This window comes from Pseudomonas sp. S2_H01, assembly GCF_054668305.1.
This window is the reverse complement of the sequence record NZ_CP162756.1, coordinates 3,504,505-3,521,457: the sequence shown is the minus strand read 5'-3', so window position 1 is coordinate 3,521,457 and position 16,953 is coordinate 3,504,505. Positions and strand designations below refer to the sequence as shown.

Annotated in this window: 16 protein-coding genes; 5 read left to right on the top strand and 11 right to left on the bottom strand. The window is 58.8% G+C overall.

Going from position 1 to position 16,953, the window contains the following annotated elements:
* Positions 1 to 70 precede the first annotated feature (70 nt).
* On the top strand, positions 71 to 193 hold the full coding sequence (locus AB4N84_RS15710; protein ID WP_460042164.1) for a hypothetical protein: 123 nt from the start codon (positions 71 to 73) through the stop codon (positions 191 to 193).
* Positions 194 to 273: 80 nt separating this feature from the next.
* Positions 274 to 1,737, top strand: coding sequence for a sensor domain-containing diguanylate cyclase (locus AB4N84_RS15705; protein WP_460047035.1), 1,464 nt, complete (start codon positions 274 to 276; stop codon positions 1,735 to 1,737).
* Positions 1,738 to 1,803: 66 nt separating this feature from the next.
* On the opposite strand, the gene AB4N84_RS15700 is transcribed toward AB4N84_RS15705, so the two are convergent.
* The gene (locus AB4N84_RS15700; protein WP_074753839.1) at positions 1,804 to 2,274 is read right to left on the bottom strand and encodes a PA2169 family four-helix-bundle protein; all 471 of its coding nucleotides are present in this window, start codon (positions 2,272 to 2,274) and stop codon (positions 1,804 to 1,806) included.
* Between the two features lie 232 nt (positions 2,275 to 2,506).
* Here AB4N84_RS15700 and AB4N84_RS15695 point away from each other — a divergent pair, with 232 nt between their 5' ends.
* Positions 2,507 to 2,770, top strand: coding sequence for a DUF3820 family protein (locus tag AB4N84_RS15695; RefSeq protein WP_460042163.1), 264 nt, complete (start codon positions 2,507 to 2,509; stop codon positions 2,768 to 2,770).
* Positions 2,771 to 2,820: 50 nt separating this feature from the next.
* Positions 2,821 to 4,002, top strand: coding sequence for an aminotransferase class V-fold PLP-dependent enzyme (locus AB4N84_RS15690; RefSeq protein WP_460047034.1), 1,182 nt, complete (start codon positions 2,821 to 2,823; stop codon positions 4,000 to 4,002).
* Between the two features lie 335 nt (positions 4,003 to 4,337).
* Here the strand turns inward: AB4N84_RS15690 and AB4N84_RS15685 are convergent, their stop codons facing one another.
* From AB4N84_RS15685 to zwf, 3 genes are read right to left on the bottom strand one after another with little or no spacing between them, the layout of a single operon-like run.
* Positions 4,338 to 5,012: a bifunctional 4-hydroxy-2-oxoglutarate aldolase/2-dehydro-3-deoxy-phosphogluconate aldolase gene (locus AB4N84_RS15685; protein WP_460042161.1), complete on the bottom strand. Its 675-nt coding sequence runs from the start codon at positions 5,010 to 5,012 to the stop codon at positions 4,338 to 4,340.
* Between the two features lie 17 nt (positions 5,013 to 5,029).
* Positions 5,030 to 5,749, bottom strand: coding sequence for a 6-phosphogluconolactonase (pgl, locus tag AB4N84_RS15680; protein WP_460042160.1), 720 nt, complete (start codon positions 5,747 to 5,749; stop codon positions 5,030 to 5,032).
* Entirely contained in the window at positions 5,736 to 7,205 is a 1,470-nt protein-coding gene (gene zwf, locus AB4N84_RS15675; protein WP_074753829.1) for a glucose-6-phosphate dehydrogenase, read from the bottom strand. Before zwf ends, pgl begins: the two co-directional genes overlap by 14 nt.
* A 231-nt stretch (positions 7,206 to 7,436) precedes the next feature.
* Here zwf and AB4N84_RS15670 point away from each other — a divergent pair, with 231 nt between their 5' ends.
* Positions 7,437 to 8,306, top strand: coding sequence for a MurR/RpiR family transcriptional regulator (locus tag AB4N84_RS15670; RefSeq protein ID WP_074753827.1), 870 nt, complete (start codon positions 7,437 to 7,439; stop codon positions 8,304 to 8,306).
* 8 nt (positions 8,307 to 8,314) lie between these two features.
* On the opposite strand, the gene AB4N84_RS15665 is transcribed toward AB4N84_RS15670, so the two are convergent.
* From AB4N84_RS15665 to AB4N84_RS15635, 7 genes are all read right to left on the bottom strand, one after another.
* Complete coding sequence (locus AB4N84_RS15665) at positions 8,315 to 9,190, bottom strand: aldose epimerase family protein (protein ID WP_074753825.1); 876 nt, start codon at positions 9,188 to 9,190, stop codon at positions 8,315 to 8,317.
* 205 nt (positions 9,191 to 9,395) lie between these two features.
* Positions 9,396 to 10,751: a carbohydrate porin gene (locus tag AB4N84_RS15660; RefSeq protein ID WP_460042159.1), complete on the bottom strand. Its 1,356-nt coding sequence runs from the start codon at positions 10,749 to 10,751 to the stop codon at positions 9,396 to 9,398.
* A 137-nt stretch (positions 10,752 to 10,888) separates the two neighbouring features.
* A complete protein-coding gene (locus tag AB4N84_RS15655) occupies positions 10,889 to 12,049 on the bottom strand; it encodes an ABC transporter ATP-binding protein (protein ID WP_074753821.1) in 1,161 nt (386 codons plus the stop codon).
* A 2-nt stretch (positions 12,050 to 12,051) separates the two neighbouring features.
* On the bottom strand, positions 12,052 to 12,897 hold the full coding sequence (locus AB4N84_RS15650) for a carbohydrate ABC transporter permease (RefSeq protein WP_062384370.1): 846 nt from the start codon (positions 12,895 to 12,897) through the stop codon (positions 12,052 to 12,054).
* Positions 12,890 to 13,798: a carbohydrate ABC transporter permease gene (locus AB4N84_RS15645; protein WP_074753819.1), complete on the bottom strand. Its 909-nt coding sequence runs from the start codon at positions 13,796 to 13,798 to the stop codon at positions 12,890 to 12,892. Before AB4N84_RS15645 ends, AB4N84_RS15650 begins: the two co-directional genes overlap by 8 nt.
* A gap of 150 nt (positions 13,799 to 13,948) precedes the next feature.
* The gene (locus AB4N84_RS15640) at positions 13,949 to 15,235 is read right to left on the bottom strand and encodes an ABC transporter substrate-binding protein (protein WP_074753817.1); all 1,287 of its coding nucleotides are present in this window, start codon (positions 15,233 to 15,235) and stop codon (positions 13,949 to 13,951) included.
* Positions 15,236 to 15,487: 252 nt separating this feature from the next.
* Positions 15,488 to 16,948, bottom strand: coding sequence for an ATP-binding protein (locus AB4N84_RS15635; RefSeq protein WP_460042158.1), 1,461 nt, complete (start codon positions 16,946 to 16,948; stop codon positions 15,488 to 15,490).
* Positions 16,949 to 16,953: the final 5 nt, after the last annotated feature.

Genomic DNA, 16,953 nt, shown 5'->3' with positions numbered 1-16,953 from the left:
AGCAGCATTTCCTCTCTCGGTCTCTCATCAACCGATTCTGATTCCTACACCTCAAGTGGCAGGAACAAACTTGATCAATCGTCGTGATGGATCTTTAATTCAGCGCCTTGAAACGCCCTTCGCGAATGATCACCCCCGTGCATGGATCAGCCTGGCGGCGACGCTGCCCACCATGCCGCGCGAACGGGAGTAACGGTTGAATCACCACAGAGCTGATCGATGACACTGGCTTACGTACAGACGCCCCAATCCGCCCGGTCCCGCTCGGAAAGAATGTTGATGTCCGGCAGCGTGCTGGCAGTGGTGGCGATTCTGGCGATCGTCACGTCCTTGCTGATTCGCGAATACGGCAACGCGACGGACTCCGCCGTGCGGTCTGCCAATAACGTGGTGCAGCTGATCGATGCCGATGTGCAACGTAATGCCGACCTGTATGACACCTCGCTGCTGGGCATGATCGCAACGTGGCAGCAACCGGAAGTGCTGTCGATCTCCGCGGCTTTGCGCCAGCAGGTGATGTTTGATCGCTCCACCGCAGCCCCGTACAAAGGTGATCTGGTCGTTCTGGATGAAACAGGGACGATCGTTGCCGATTCAGTGTCCGTGATACCCCGCGAGGATAACTTTTCCGACCTCGCCAGCTTCGCCAGGCACCGCGAGGATCCATCCCTTGCGCTGCGAGTGGGCGGGCCCTTCAAAGCGCGCTGGGGCTTCAAGGACTGGCGCATCAGTTTCAGCCGACGCATCCCCTCCCCTGATGGCCGATTTGTCGGCATCGTAGCGGCCTCGATGCGGCTGGCTTACTTCCATCGCTTGTTTCGAGGGCTGGATGTCGGGCAGAAAGGGACCATCAACCTGATCACTGCAGACGGCATCATGCTCGCACGGGAACCCGAGCAGACCGTGCGCACGTACATCGGTCAGGATTTCAGCCAGCGCGCTAACTTTCAGCGCATTCTGAAAGAGGTCAATGGCAGTTTCAGTGCCATCTCGGATCTGGACGGCCAACGGCGAATGTACACGTTTTCTCGGGTGGGCGATCTGCCCTTGATCGTCGTCATCGCGCAGTCGCAGGACGAGGTGTACGCACTTTGGAGACACAATGCGCTGCTCGTGATGGGCGCAACCGGCCTGCTGTGCCTGGGCATTCTGTGGCTGTCTTGGCTGCTGAGCAAACAGCTGCGCCTCAGACACCTTGCTGAACGGGAACTGGCCGAGCTGGCGGCGACTGACGGCCTCACGGGGCTCGCCAATCGGCGTCGCCTGGACATGGTCTTCAAACAGGAATGGGCCCGTAGCATTCGTTCGGACCGGCCGATCTCAGTGCTCATGATCGATGTCGATCATTTCAAGGCTTTCAATGATCGACACGGCCATCACGGCGGGGACATCGCGTTGCGCAATGTCGCGAAAACGCTGGAGACGTGCATCCGCCGTCCCGGCGATGTCGCTGCCCGTTATGGCGGTGAAGAATTCCTGGTGGTGCTGCCCGAAACCGATCTCCCGGGCGCCAGATTGCTTGCCGAACAGATCAGAAAGGCCATCGAAGCAATACCGCCGCTGAATCAGGACGGGCAGCCGCTGACCGTCAGTATCGGCGTGGCTTCCGCACAACCGAAGGCCGGAGATCAACAGGCTCAGCTGTTCGCCGAGGCGGACCAGGCGCTTTATCACGCCAAACGCAAAGGCCGCAATCGAGTCGAACACATTGGTGAGGGGACGTCCACTTCCGCCTGAACACACACGGAAGTCAGACATAAAAAAACGCCAGACAGGCTGGCGTTTTTTGGGGATCCCGAGGGATCAGCTGGCGCGACGCACGGAATCACGCAACGCTTTCACTTTGTCGTGGTTCGCCTGCACACCGGTCAGCTGACGCTGAATCAGGCCGGTGACGTTGACCGGCAGATTCTTCTCGACCGCTTTTTGCGAGGCTTCTTTGTAAGCTTTCAGCGCGTGATCTTCACCGCGTTCAACTTCATTCAGCACTGCCTCATCGCTTTTGCCGGTGACAGCAGCTTTCAGTTCGACCCACAGGCGGTGCAGACCGCCAGTGGCGCTGGAGGAGTCATCCGGGTCACCGCCCAGTGCACGCACTTCGGCTTGGAGCTCCGCAACAGCGGACTTGCACTCGGAGGAACGCGAAAGGAAGTACGCTTTGATTTCAGGGTTCTTGATATCTTCAGCGGCTGTGTGAAAACCTTTCTCGCCGTCAATGCTGGTCTCGATCAGATCATTCAGTACCGAGATCGCTTCTTTATTGATATCTGTCATTTTGCAGTTCCTTTCTGGCAGGTTAATCGAAGAGTTAAAGTGGATAAACACTCGATACAAGAACTATTGCAGCCGTCGTGCCAGTTTTTTATAAAGATAATATTCTTATTTATCAATCATTTATAAAGTTCAAGACACAGTGATATCTCGCGTTCTGCATGATCTGTAGGTTGGCGTACATGCAGAATGCACGTATCGTTCAAGTTCATTGAAAAAGACCAACGGCGGCGCCATGAATCCCGAGAAACTCAAACTTTTGGTGACGCGAGAAATGCCCTATGGCAAATACAAGGGGCGCCTGCTGGCCGACTTGCCGGGCGATTACCTGAACTGGTTCGCCCGCCAGGGGTTCCCGGCGGGAGAGCTGGGTAGCCTGCTGGCGCTGATGCACGAGGTCGATCACAACGGGTTGTCGGGCTTGCTTGATCCGCTGAGGACCCGCCCTCGCGAACCGTTGCGCGAAAGCCCGTTGAAAACGCCCATCCGCTTTACCTGATTTCTACCCAACGAACGAGGGACGTGATGAACAGTGTTCAACCTGCTGGAATGGAATCGGCACGCGAACGCGCCCGCGATGAGTCTTTTTGGCGAGACGTTGCGCGCCAATATGACGTGGAGCCGGGCCCGATCAACTTTGAACACGGGTATTTCGGGCGCATGACCCGCGAGGTGCTGAAAACGTACGAAGAGCATCTGGCGTATGTGAACCGCAGCAACTCCGTGTATGTACGCCAGCGCTTCGATACCCAGGACAGCGAGCTGATCCGTGCCGATCTGGCCACGCTGATCGGCGTGCCAACTGAAGAGATCGCCCTCACCCGCTGCGCGTCAGAGTCCCTGCAATCGCTGATACGCAACTACAACGGCCTGAAGCCTGGCGATCAGGTGCTCATCAGCGACCTGGATTACAACAGCGTGCAGACCGCGATGCGCTGGCTCGAAGAAACACGCGGCGTAGAAGTGATTGAGATCACCCATGCGCACCCTGCCAGTTACGAGTCCTTGCTGCGGACCTATCGCGACGCCTTCGCGGCTTATCCACGCATCAAGCTGATGGCCCTGACCCACGTCACCCATCGCACGGGACTGGTGATGCCGGTGGAGCCGATTGCACACGCCGCGACAGAGCATGGCATCGATGTGATGCTCGACGGCGCCCATGCGCTGGGTCAGCTGGATTTCAATCTGGCGGACCTGGGCGTGGCCTTTGCCGGCTTCAATTTGCAGAAATGGATGGGCGCGCCCCTGAGCCTGGGTTTCATTCATGTCAGGAAAGAAAGGCTGTCTGCCATTGACCCGGACATGGGCGACAGACGTTACCCCGCTGACGACATTCTGGGCCTTGCGCCCTACGGCACGCCGAACATTCCGGCGCTGATGACGCTGACCAAGGTGTTGGAAGAACACCGCGCGCTGGGCGGCTCGGCTGTCAAAGGTGCACGTCTGGCGTATCTGCGAGACCTGTGGGTACGCGAAGCGCGCACGATGCAAGGCATTGAAGTCCTCACCCCGGATGATCCGCGCCTCTACTGCGGCATCACCTCGTTTCGCTTCACCCACCACCACGACCAGCCGCTCATGACGCAGAGGCTGCTGGACGAGCACGGGATCTTTGCCGTCGCAAGGCAGGGTTCGGCGTGTGGCCCATGCATCCGTATCACGCCTGGCTTTATCACCTCAGCCGACGACGTTGCGCATCTGACCAAGGCATTGCGCGCGCTGGCATGATTCGCTAAGCGCCCCATTAAGCAGGCAAAAAAAAGCGGCCCCCCCACCCGCGTAAGAGGTACCGCCAAAGAGCTTCATGGAAAAGCCAACTAACAAAGGAAGTGCAAAGATACGCGCCCGATCTGGCTCGACTGCGGTACATATTTATAGCCCCCGAAAAAAGAGCAAAAAAAACGGCGCTCCCGACCAAGGAGCACCGTCAAAATAGCCATGCAACAACGACTTCTGTAGCGGCGCCCCAAGGCGCTGAATTCATCATCTGTCGATGATTAGAGCAGCTTCGTCATGAACCGGAGCTGTCGAAGATCAATCCTTGGGGCGTAGACATCATTCAATCAGTCGAACAACGCGATCGCCTCGGCCGTGGCATCGGTGATACGACCCCAATCGCCGTTCTTCACCCATGCGTTGTCGATCATCCAGGTACCGCCCACGCACATCACGTTGGGCTGTGCCATGTAGTTCTTCAGGTTCGCGGCGCTGACGCCGCCCGTTGGGCAAAAGCGCACTTCCGGGAATGGACCGCCCAACGCTTTGATCGCGCCGACGCCGCCGCTGATTTCAGCCGGGAACAGCTTGAAGCGGCGATAGCCCAGCGCATAACCGATCATGATTTCCGACGCGCTGCTGATGCCCGGCAGCAGCGGCAGTTCGCTCTGGGCACCGGCCTCCAGTAGGTCCTGCGTGCTGCCGGGCGTGACGATGAATTGTGAACCGGCTTCTTCCGCAGCCTTGAGCATGTGGCGGTCGAGAATGGTGCCAGCACCGACACTCAGTTCAGGACGCGCATCGCGCAGCATGCGAATGGCCTTGAGGCCGAATTCGGAACGCAGGGTGATTTCCAGCGCGTTCAGGCCGCCTGCCGCCAGCGCATCGGCCAGCGGCAGCACGTCCTGTTCGCGTGCAATGGTGATGACCGGCAGAATCTTTGCTTTTTTGCAGAGTTCGTCGATCTGGGCAATCTTGCTCGCCATGCTATTCAACGGCTGTTTCACTTGGGTATTTTCCATGGCGGCTGATCCTTTGCTTATGGGCACCAGTAAATCTCTAAAGACGGGTTAAGGAACGCACGCACCGGCATTTCGGCGAGGTCGTCGCCCGCCAGCGCCTTGCGCAGGGTTTCCAGCTTCGCCTGCCCGGAAATGGACAGGATCGGTGTCGTTGCCGACGCCAACAGGGAACGCGTCATCGTCAGACGCTGATGGGGTATGCTCGGCGCAAGCATGGGCAGGCAGCGACGCGTGCTGTCCAGGTCCAGCGCTTCGGCCAAATTAGGGCTATCGGGGAACAGCGAGGCCGTATGGCCGTCGTCGCCCATGCCTAGGACCAGCACATCGATTTTCGGCAGCTCTTTGAGCGCTTCATCCGTCGCCGCTGCGGCCTCGTCCAGCGTAGTGGTCGGACGATACAGGCTGAAAAAACCGGCCTCTGCTGCGGGCCCCTGAAAGAGGTAGCGCTTGAGCAGGCCGGCATTGCTGTCGGCATGCTCGGTCGGCACCCAGCGCTCATCGGCCAGACTGATGCAGACCTTGGACCACTGAATCGGCTTCTGCGCCAACGCCTGAAAGAATGCCACGGGACTTTTGCCTCCGGACACCACCAGCGTTGCGACGCCGTGCGGGTTATGGACAATGGCCGCCGCAAGACGCTCAGCCACATGGTCGGCCAGCGCGTTGGCCAGCCCTTCAGGGTTATCGAATTCGCTGGTTTTCAGGCCAGCCGGAAATTCAAGTTCACATATCGCCATACCAGGACCTCCCGTCACGAGTAATGAGCGCAATGGAACTCATCGGGCCCCAAGAGCCCGCGGCGTAAGGCTTGGGCGCATCGCCCGCCTTCTTCCAGCCTGCAATCAGCTGGTCGCACCATTGCCACGCATACTCAATCTCATCTTTGCGGACAAACAGGTTTTGATTGCCACGCATGACCTCCAACAACAACCGCTCGTAGGCGTCCGGAATACGGGCGCTGCGGTAAGCGTCGGAGAAGCTCAGTTGCAAGGGATTGCTGCGCAATTGCATGCCTTTATCGAGCCCCTGATCCTTGGTCATCACTTGCAGCGAAATGCCTTCATCGGGCTGCAGGCGAATGATCAGGCGGTTGCTGATCTGCATCCGCTGTTCAGGGGCAAAGATGTAGTGCGGAGGTTCCTTGAAGTGGATCACGATCTGCGACAGCTTCTGCGGCATGCGTTTGCCGGTGCGCAGATAAAACGGAACCCCCGCCCAACGCCAGTTACGGATATCGGCACGAATGGCAACAAACGTTTCGGTGTCGCTCTGGGTGTTGGAGTTTTCCTCTTCCAGATAACCGGGAACCGGTTTGCCCTCGCTGTAACCGGCGATGTACTGCCCGCGCACCACTTGGGTGGCCAAGCGCTCCGGAGTGAACGGCGCCAGTGCCTTGAGCACCTTGACCTTCTCATCGCGGATACTGTCGGCGGACAGGTCGCTGGGCGGGTCCATCGCAATCAGGCACAGCAGCTGCAACAGGTGGTTCTGAATCATGTCGCGCAGCTGGCCCGCCTGGTCGAAATACCCCCAACGCCCCTCGATGCCTACTTTCTCCGCCACCGTAATCTCGACGTGGGAAATGTAGTTCTGGTTCCATTGGGTCTCGAACAGGCTGTTGGCAAACCGCAGCGCGATGAGGTTCTGAACGGTGTCTTTGCCCAGATAGTGGTCGATCCGGTAGACGCGGTTTTCCGGGAAAAACTTGGCGACGGCATCGTTGACCCGACGCGAAGACGCCAGGTCATGACCGATCGGCTTTTCCAGCACCGCGCGCGTGCGATCGGCCAGACCGACCCGCGCCAGGTTTTCGCAGATCCCGCCGTAGACCGAGGCCGGCGTGGCGAAGTACGCGATCATGGTCTGCGCATCGCCCACGGCTTCAGCCAGCGCGACGTAATCATCGCCCCTGAGGAAATCCACGTGCAGGTAGCTCAGGCGCGCTTGAAAACGCTCCACGTGTTCACTCTCGAGCTGGACCTCCGGTACGAAGCGGCGCAGGTTTTTGTCGATGTAGGCCAGATGCTCCTCTGGCGTACCGGGTTCACGCGCCAGGGCAAGGATTCGGGTCTCGGCATGCAGCAGTCCGGCACGGTCCAGCTGGTACAACGCGGGAAACAGTTTGCGCACCGCCAGGTCGCCCAAGGCGCCGAACAAGGCAAATGTGCACGGTTCAACCGTAATCGAGAGCATAATGTTGGTTCTTTTATCAAGTTAGGCTACAAATACCTTTTTTAAAGGCGTTACTCAAGGCCAAATGTAGTAATAACCACAACATTTCTTGCAAAACCACATTACAGTGGTGATCACCACAGGCCCTCAGTACGATAGGCCACCTTTGCTACAGGCTAAAGGGCCTGATGCACACCTTTTTAATAAAGGCCCTCTAATCAGCCTGTTGCCGCTTCACGAGAAGGACTTTGAATGGACCGCGTACGCAATCTTCTGGAGCAGATCCAGAGTCGTCTTGAAGAATTGAACAAGGCCGAGCGCAAGGTCGCCGAGGTGATCCTGACCAACCCTCAGCAGGCCACGCGCTTCAGCATTGCCGCGCTGGCGCAGGCGGCCAAGGTCAGTGAGCCCACCGTCAACCGCTTCTGCCGCTCGTTCGATGTCAGTGGCTATCCCGAACTCAAGCTGCAACTGGCGCAGAGCCTGGCCAGCGGCGCCGCCTACGTCAGCCGCGCGGTTGAAGCCGATGATAATCCGGAAGCCTACACCCGCAAGATTTTCGCCAGCGCCATCGCGTCACTGGACAGTGTCTGTCAGGTGCTCGACCCGAACCTGATCAGCAAGGCCGTTGACCTGTTGATCCAGGCGCGACAGATCCACTTCTTCGGCCTCGGCGCTTCGGCTCCCGTTGCGCTGGACGCGCAGCACAAATTCTTCCGCTTCAATCTGGCGGTCACGGCCCACGCCGATGTGTTGATGCAACGCATGCTGGCGTCGGTCGCGCACACGGGTGAGCTGTTCGTGATCATTTCCTACACCGGCCGCACGCGCGAGCTGGTGGAAGTGGCGCGCATCGCACGGGAAAACGGCGCGTCGGTGCTGGGGCTGACCGCCGCCGATTCGCCGCTGGCCAAGGCCAGCACGCTGAGCCTGAACATCCCGCTGCCGGAGGACACCGACATCTATATGCCGATGACCTCACGCATCATCCAGCTGACCGTACTGGACGTGCTCGCCACGGGCATGACCCTGCGCCGGGGCGTGGATTTCCAGCCGCATCTGCGCAAAATCAAGGAAAGCCTCAACGCCAGCCGTTATCCGGCGGATGATGAATTGAATTGAAGGGTTGCCTAATGCACCAGCCTCGCCTGCAAACTCAAGCGAGCCTGCTCCCCCGGTGCCAGGCTCAGGCAGTCGTCGACGCCCGACACGGCCTCGACCCGCAGAAATCCGGTCGCTTCATTGCCCGCTACACCCAGCAAGGGTCGACTGCCCGGATGCCAGACCGCCGTGTTGACGCTGTCGCAGGTGTCAATGTTCAAACGCCGCTGCCAGGCATCGTCGTACAGTTGCAGTGAACCGGCATGCTCGAAGACCCGCTGACAGCTGCCCAGCACTCTCAATTCACCCTTCTGCTCACAGGCACTGCGACTGATCTCGTCGTAACCCTGAACGCCATCCAGGCCCTCCAGCGCAACGTCTGCGATGTCGCTTATACGCCAATAGGCGTGTAAGGCATGACCGAACTGACAGGGTTCGCTGTCCTCGTGTTGCGTCTCCAGACGCAAGTCCATGCTCTGGCCCAATTCGGCATAGAGATCGGCCTGCCAGTCCCATAACGAAAGGCGCCAATGCAGCGAAACGCCAGCATCATGCTCCTGGCTTTCGATCAGCTTCCAGTCGAGCAGACGGCCCCATCCGTTGGCCGGCCAGCCGCCTTCGCCGGGATGACGCCCGACCCATGGCCAGCACACAGGCACGCCGCCGCGAATCGCCCCGACCTGCGGCCACTGCGCCGCGCACCACAGCCACGGCTTTTGACCGGCCGGTTGAAAGTGCAGAAGTTGCCCACCTTGGCGACTGAACACGGCCTGACATTGAGGGTGATTGATCACCAGCACGTCACGTTGCTGGTAACGCTCCCACTGAAAAGTCGGCTGAGGTCGGACCGAGGTATAAAAGCGCTGAAGAGGATGCTCCAGCGATTCTGTGTCCCTGATAGCCATTGCTGTTCAAGTCCGGATAGTGGGTTCGATTGTTCTGTGTAAGAGCGCCTGCAACACACAATAAAAAAGGCTCCGAATCCGGAGCGATAACCCGATAAAAAAACGGGCAGCCTGGCTGCCCGTAAAGCACACACGACCCTTGATCGTTTGTGAAGCACATCAGAGAGAGATGTGCGGAGGAGCGGTCCGCACAATCATGTAACGTTTAGAACTTGGTTTGCAGCTTGATACCGGCAACCAGCGCGTTATCCACGTGGTCTGTACCGCCTGGATGCACGACGTACTGCACGTTAGGACGCACAGTCAGCCAATCGGTAACGTGAACGCCGTAGTAGATCTCCGAGTTGTACTCGGTGGTCTGAATCGGCAGGTAGTTCGGATTATCGAAATCGTCCACACCGTTGACCTGGTTCAAGAGGCGAGCACGATCGCGAACGTTGTCGTTCACATGAATACGCGAAACGCCTACGCCGATGTCGTCTTTTGGACGTGCATCAAACGGACCTTTGAAGACCAGACCGACGTTCTGGAAGTTGTCGACGAAGTTGGTCGCCTTGTCGTGCACGGTGGCGTTGAAGAACACGCTCATGCCACGGGACGAATCGCCACCCACGGTGGTCAATTGCTGCTGAGCCACAAACCACCAGCCGTGTTTGCTGCCGTGTGATTTGAATTCCGCGCCGGTCAGCGCCTGAGGCTGACCATTGACGTCGTCTTTCAAGTCATTTGCGCTTGGGCTGCTGTAGTACCAACCCAGCCGGTACTCGCCCGCCAGCGAGTTGAGGGTGGGGGACCAGACCAGTTCGACAGGAACCAGCGTGCCCTTGGCACCGCTACCGCTGAGCTTGAAGCCGTTCCCGGTTTCCAGATACGACGGGTTCTGCTCGTACACACCGACCTGGGCAAACACTTCCGGCGTGATGTTGTATTTCACGCGGACGGCCCACTGGCTGACCGGCCAGTTGTACCAGGTGCTGACATAGTTCGCCGCCTGGGTGCCACAGAACGTCAGGTTCTGGAAATCGCACGGGAAGCTGCCGAAGTCTTCACCTTCGCCCATACGACCGGCTTTGATATCCAGTGCGCCGTCGAAGTACTTCTGCTTGATCCACATCTGGGTCAGACGCCAGGTCTGACCGCGACCCCAGACTTCCTGCGAGGAGCTGAGTGTGCCGATGCGAGGGTCACCCAGACGGTCGTTGGAGATGTTGTTACCGCTACGCTCGGTGACGGTCAGCTTGAACTCTGCGTCCTTCAGACCGAAAACCTTTTCCAGGTCGATGTAGGTGCCGATTGCAAACTGATCGCTATAGCGCGCGGTCTTGTCGTTGTTGTAGCCGCCCTTGACGTTGGCGCCCATCTCGCCGACGTACTCAAGGTTGAAGTCGTAACCTTTGTCATGGAGCTCTTTGCGCAGACCGCCCCAGTCACCGGTCATATGCTCGTTGGCATTAAACGGTTCAAGTGCGAATGCGGATCCCGACATCGTCAAGGCCCCCAAGACGGACAACCCACCAATCAGCTGAAACTGGTTAAGCGATTTGCCTTTTACCTTCTTCATCCCTTAAATCCTCGTTTTATTGTTATTAGCTCTAAACAGCGTTGTAACCACTTGCCTCGTGTGCCTGACGGGCCGTTTTTACGGCAGAAATCGACCCGTCAGATGTGCTCGTTAACGCAGTGCACCCGCGTGCGGGATCAGTTGCGGTTAAGCCGCGTGACGTTCCCCATGCTCTCAGCGGCCTGCGACTTTCCCAACGCACCCAGCCGTTCCCCGGTCTTGGCGTCGAACAGCAACACCTTGCTCGGGTCGAACTGCAGGGTCAGGGTTTCACCTACCGCTGGCGCGACATCCGGCGCCAGGCGGCAACAAACCTTGCTCTCGTTCAACGTGACGAATACCAGTGTGTCGGGACCGGTGGGCTCGGTGACCTGCACTTCAGCGCGAAGGGTCGGCATCCCTGCATTTTCACCGGACGCTAACACGATCTGTTCCGGACGAAGGCCCAGAATCACCTCACGGTCTTCAAGCCCTGCATCGCTCATGCTCATCGGCAATTCGCAACGTGCCTGGCCGCTGTCCAGCAACGCCACCAGACGCCCTTCCTTGCGTTGCAGGCGCAGCGGAATGAAGTTCATCGGCGGCGAACCGATGAAGCTGGCGACGAACAGGTTGGCCGGATCGTTGTAGATCTGTTTGGGCGTACCGAACTGCTGAATGATGCCGTCCTTCATGACCGCCACTTTGTCGCCCAGGGTCATGGCCTCGATCTGATCGTGGGTCACGTAGACGGTGGTGGTCTTGAGACGCTGATGCATCAGCTTCATTTCGGTGCGCATCTCGACGCGCAGCTTGGCGTCGAGGTTCGAAAGCGGTTCGTCGAACAGGTAGATTTTCGGACGACGCGCCAGTGCACGGCCCATGGCCACGCGCTGCTGCTGACCACCGGACAGCTGACCCGGTTTGCGGTTGAGCAGGTGTTCGATCTGCAGCAGTTTGGCGACACGTGCGACTTCTTCGTCGATGGCCGATTGGCTCATCTTGCGAATCTTGAGGCCGAACTCGATGTTCTCGCGCACGCTCATGGTCGGGTACAGCGCGTAGGACTGGAACACCATGGCAATGTCGCGATCTTTCGGACTCATGCCGCTGACGTCCTGATCACCGATCATGATCGCGCCGCCAGTAATGTTTTCCAGGCCCGCGATGCAGTTCATCAGGGTCGACTTACCGCAGCCCGAAGGACCGACCAGGATCAGGAACTCACCGTCCTTGATCGACAGTTCGATGTTCTTCAGGGTGTCCGGCAGACCGGCCCCGTAAGTCTTGTTTACATTGCGAAGCTCAAGCGTTGCCATGATTACCCCTTGACTGCGCCGGCTGTCAGCCCGCGCACGAAATACTTGCCTGCGACCACATAGACCAGCAGGGTCGGAAGACCCGCGATCATTGCTGCCGCCATGTCCACGTTGTATTCCTTGACGCCCGTGCTGGTGTTGACCAGATTGTTCAGCGCCACGGTGATGGGCTGCGAATCGCCGCTGGAAAACACCACACCGAACAGGAAGTCGTTCCAGATCTGCGTGAACTGCCAGATCAGGCAGACCATGATGATCGGGGTCGACATCGGCAGAATGATCCGCCGAAAAATGGTGAAGAAGCCCGCGCCGTCAAGACGTGCAGCCTTGACCAGCGCATCGGGAATGCTGACGTAGTAGTTACGGAAGAACAGCGTGGTGAACGCCAGACCGTAGACCACATGGACGAATACCAGGCCGGTCGTGGTGCTGGCCAGGCCCATCTTGCCGAGCGTGAACGACGCTGGCAGCAGCACGGTCTGGAACGGCAGGAAGCAGCCGAACAACAGCAGACCGAAGAACATCTGCGAGCCGCGGAAGCGCCACATCGACAGCACGTAGCCGTTCAACGCACCGATCGCGGTGGAGATCAGCACCGCCGGAACGGTGATCATGATCGAGTTCCAGAAGTAGCCTTTGACGGTGGCCCATGCCTTGATCCAGCCGATACCGGTGACTTCGGTTGGCCAGCTCAGGAGGTTGCCGCTACCGATGTCTTCGGGCGATTTGAAACTGGTCAGCAACATCACCACCAGCGGAATCAGGTAAATCAGCACCGCGCCGATGAGCACGGCATAGATCGCGATCCGGCTCAGGCTGATGGAAGGTTTGGCGGCGAGACTAGTCATTGCGCTTGGTCCTCAGCTCGGAATACAGGTAAGGCACGAGGATGGCGAGAATCGCACCGAGCATCAGAATCGCACTGGCCGAGCCCATACCCATCTGGCCACGGCTGAAGGTGAACGAGTACATGAACATCGCAGGCAGGTCGGACGAATAACCCGGGCCGCCAGCGGTCATGGCCGCAACAAGGTCGAAACTCTTGATCGCGATGTGCGCCAGGATCATCACCGCACTGAAGAACACCGGACGCAGGCTTGGCAGCACCACTTTCCAGTAGATCTTCGGCATGCTTGCGCCATCGATCTGCGCTGCACGGATGATCGACTGATCAACGCCACGCAGGCCGGCCAGGAACATCGCCATGATGAAGCCCGATGCCTGCCAGACGGCAGCGATCACCAGGCAGTACACCACGCGGTCAGGGTCGATCAGCCAGTCGAAACGGAAGCCTTCCCAGCCCCAGTCACGCAGCAGTTTGTCCAGACCCATGCCCGGGTTGAGCAACCATTTCCAGGCCGTACCGGTGACGATCATCGAGAGCGCCATCGGGTACAGGTAAACGGTGCGGATGAAACCTTCGCGGCGGATGCGCTGGTCAAGGAACACCGCCAGCATCACACCGACGACCAGGCTGATGCCGATGAACATGCCACCAAACACCGCCAGGTTCTTGCTCGCGACCCACCAGCGGTCGTTGTCGAACAGCCGTGCGTATTGCGCCAGGCCTACGAACTTGTAGGTCGGCAGGAAAGTCGAGTTGGTGAACGACAGAATGAACGTCCACAGGATATAGCCGTAGAAGCCCACCAATACGATGAACATGCTGGGCGCCAGCACCAGTTTGGGTAGCCAGCGCTGCAGTGCATCGAACGGCGAGGCTTTGCTGAACACAGCAACAGAACTCATGGTGAAATCCAGTACAGAAAAAGAAGATTGCGAACACGCTGCCGGTTGTAGGAGCGCGCTTGCCCGCGATGCGTCAAATCAGACAATGGTCGTTCAATGACACACCGCAATTGCGGGCAAGCGCGCTCCTGCAGACTTTGCTGCTACGCGTTATTTAGCGGACTTGATCGCAGCACCCAGCTTTTTCGCGGCATCGGCCGGATCGGCTTTCGGGTCGTTGATGAAGTTGGTCACGACATCAAAGAATGCGCCTTGAACAGCCAGCGTGGTCGCCATGTTGTGCGCCATGCTTGGTTGCAGGCCGCCGGTCTTGGCGTCCGCCAGGAAGTCTTTGGCAGCCGTCTGGGCGCACGAGTCGAAACCGTACTTGCCCATGTCGGCCAGCATGTCGTTACGAACCGGGATCGAGCCCTTGTTGATGCTGAAGACTTTCTGGAAGTTTTCACCCAAAACGACCTTGGCGATGTCCTGCTGACCGGCAGCCGTACCTGCGTCCTTCTGCTTGAACACAGCCAGAGAGTCGATGTTGTAGGTGAATGCCTTGTCGGTGCCCGGGAAGGCGACGCACTCGTAGTCCTTGCCAGCGACTTTCTTGGCGGCAGTCCATTCGGACTTGGCCCAGTCACCCATGATCTGCATGCCGGCCTTGCCGTTGATAACCTTGGCGGCTTCCAGGTTCCAGTCCTGGCCTTTGCCGTCGGGATCCATGTAGGTGGCGACTTTCTTCAACTCGGTGAGCGACTTGACCATTTCCGGACCGGTCAGCGCGCCATTGTCCAGATCGACCAGCGCCTTTTTGTAACCGTCAGCGCCCATCACGGACAGTACGACGGCTTCAAAAACGGTGCTGTCCTGCCAAGGCTGGCCACCATGAGCCAGAGGGATGAAGCCTGCCGCCTTGAGCTTGTCGCCCGCAGCGTAGAACTCTTGGAGGGTGGTCGGGGCTTTTTCGATACCGGCTTTCTTGAAGACTTCCGGGTTGATCCACAGCCAGTTCACGCGGTGGATGTTCACCGGTACGGCCACATAATCACCGTCGTACTTCACGGTATCGGAGACTTTCTTGTCGAGCAGGCTGTCCCACTTTTCCTGCTTGGAAACGTCTTTCAGCACGTCGGTGTCGAGCAGGCCGGTAGAGGCCCATTCCTGAATGTCCGGACCTTTGATCTGGGCGACGCCGGGCGGGTTGCCAGCCACAGCGCGGCTCTTCAGAACAGTCATGGCCGTCGAACCGCCGCCGCCGGCGACAGCGCCGTCTTTCCAGGTGAAACCGTCTTTTTCAACTTGGGCCTTGAGCACGTCGACAGCCGCTTTTTCGCCACCGGAAGTCCACCAGTGGACGACTTCGACAGTGCCTTTGGAATCAGCGGCCATGGCGCTCAGAGGGAACAACGAGGCGAGAGAAATGAGTGCTGCGAGACGGGAAATCGAATTCATCTATTTGACCTTTATTGTTGTTATGCATGAGCAAGTCTTGGCGCTTGCGCTGCATGGATTCTAAACAAGCGACTTGCACGGACGGTAACGAAGGGACGCGCGAGTGTCACTGGATGGTGACATTCAAGAAACCTTGGATCTAAACCTTTAGGAGCGCGCTTGCCCGCGATTGCGGCGGGTCAAAAACCTTGCGGGTAACTGACCCACCGCAATCGCGGGCAAGCGCGCTCCTACAGTGACCGAGGTCGGCGCTCACTCCACCCCGCGCGGCAGGTACAGCGTCACCCGCAAACCACCGTCGCGCAGGTTTTGCAGGGTCACTTCGCCGCCGTGACTGTGGGCAATGTTACGGGCGATCCCCAGACCGAGGCCGTAGCCCTGCTGCTGCTTGCCCGCGAGCCGAAAATGCGGCTCGAACACCTGCTCCAGTCGTTGTTCGGGCACACCCGGCCCCTCGTCCTCGACGTGCAGCACGAACGCTTCTGCATCGTCCTCAACGTATAGGTGCGCTTTGTCGCCGTACTTGATGGCGTTGTCGATCAGGTTGCCCATGCAACGCCTCAACGCCAGCGGCTTGCCGTAAAACATCGACATGGCCTTGCCCTTCAATGTCACGCGGCCGCCACCGTTAGGGGCCAGGTACGGTTCGATCAGGCAATCGAGTGCGTGATTGAGGTCCACCGGCTCGATGTTTTCGTGAATGTCGGTGTCCTTCACGCACTGCAAAGCGCCTTTGACCAGCAGTTCCAGCTCGTCGAGATCGCGGGTGAACTTGACCTGCATTTCCTCGTCTTCCAGCAGTTCCACTCGCAGACGCAAGCGCGTGATGGGCGTGCGCAGGTCGTGGGAAATGGCGCTGAACAACTGCCCGCGCTCGGTCAGGTAGCGGCTGATGCGATCGCGCATGGTGTTGAACGCACGCGTCACCTCGATCACTTCGCTACCGCCGCCCTCCACCACCGGTTCGACGTCGGCGCCCAGCGACAGGTCCCTCGCCGCACGGGCCAGCCGCTTGAGCGGGCCGCTTTGCCAGTGCACCAGCAAGCCGATAAACACCAGCAGGAAGATACTCGTCAGGCCAATGAACCAGACCTGCTGCGACGGCAGGCCTTCCTCTTCGAGCATGGTGTACGGCTCGGGCAAGAGCGACGCGATGTACAGCCATTCCCCCGGTGACAGCTCAATCTGGGTCACCAGAACCGGCGGATTCACCGGTTCCAGCGTCAACGCGTAATGCGCCCATGAACGTGGCAGCTCGTCGAGTTTCAGGCCGCTGTTGAAGATGCGCAGGTCTTCCGGACGCACGAAGCGGACGAGGATGTCCGGGTCAGCGCCCAGATTCTGCCGCAACACCTGTCCGACCACGTTGATAACCGCCGACTTGCGCACGGTCGGCTCCAGCACCTGCATGTCCAGCGGACGATCGTTGAGCGATACGAAGAAACGCGTCCCGCCCATGCTGCGCAGTTGATCAAGCACCAGAGGACGAAACGCGACCGGCAGCGAGCGGAAGTAACTGACGCTCGCTGACATGGAATAACCCAGGCTGCGGGCACTGGTGATCAGGCCTTCCATTTGCGTGGCGCGCAGCTGGGAAAGCCAGATCAGGCTGGACAGGGTTTGCGCCAGCAGCACGGCCAGCAAGGTCAACAGCAGCATGCGCCCCAGCAGTGAGCGCGGTACCGGAAGACGACGCTTTTTCTCGGTCACCATTGGCA

Bases quoted from the DNA above. Each gene is read 5' to 3' on its own strand.
- AB4N84_RS15705 (WP_460047035.1), top strand. From the start codon at position 274: ATGTTGATGTCCGGCAGCGTGCTGGCAGTGGTGGCGATTCTGGCGATC.
- zwf (WP_074753829.1), bottom strand. From the start codon at position 7,205: ATGCTCTCGATTACGGTTGAACCGTGCACATTTGCCTTGTTCGGCGCC.
- AB4N84_RS15695 (WP_460042163.1), top strand. From the start codon at position 2,507: ATGAATCCCGAGAAACTCAAACTTTTGGTGACGCGAGAAATGCCCTAT.
- AB4N84_RS15700 (WP_074753839.1), bottom strand. From the start codon at position 2,274: ATGACAGATATCAATAAAGAAGCGATCTCGGTACTGAATGATCTGATC.
- AB4N84_RS15655 (WP_074753821.1), bottom strand. From the start codon at position 12,049: ATGGCAACGCTTGAGCTTCGCAATGTAAACAAGACTTACGGGGCCGGT.
- AB4N84_RS15650 (WP_062384370.1), bottom strand. From the start codon at position 12,897: ATGACTAGTCTCGCCGCCAAACCTTCCATCAGCCTGAGCCGGATCGCG.
- AB4N84_RS15635 (WP_460042158.1), bottom strand. From the start codon at position 16,948: ATGGTGACCGAGAAAAAGCGTCGTCTTCCGGTACCGCGCTCACTGCTG.
- AB4N84_RS15685 (WP_460042161.1), bottom strand. From the start codon at position 5,012: ATGGAAAATACCCAAGTGAAACAGCCGTTGAATAGCATGGCGAGCAAG.
- pgl (WP_460042160.1), bottom strand. From the start codon at position 5,749: ATGGCGATATGTGAACTTGAATTTCCGGCTGGCCTGAAAACCAGCGAA.
- AB4N84_RS15640 (WP_074753817.1), bottom strand. From the start codon at position 15,235: ATGAATTCGATTTCCCGTCTCGCAGCACTCATTTCTCTCGCCTCGTTG.
- AB4N84_RS15690 (WP_460047034.1), top strand. From the start codon at position 2,821: ATGGAATCGGCACGCGAACGCGCCCGCGATGAGTCTTTTTGGCGAGAC.
- AB4N84_RS15670 (WP_074753827.1), top strand. From the start codon at position 7,437: ATGGACCGCGTACGCAATCTTCTGGAGCAGATCCAGAGTCGTCTTGAA.
- AB4N84_RS15645 (WP_074753819.1), bottom strand. From the start codon at position 13,798: ATGAGTTCTGTTGCTGTGTTCAGCAAAGCCTCGCCGTTCGATGCACTG.
- AB4N84_RS15665 (WP_074753825.1), bottom strand. From the start codon at position 9,190: ATGGCTATCAGGGACACAGAATCGCTGGAGCATCCTCTTCAGCGCTTT.
- AB4N84_RS15660 (WP_460042159.1), bottom strand. From the start codon at position 10,751: ATGAAGAAGGTAAAAGGCAAATCGCTTAACCAGTTTCAGCTGATTGGT.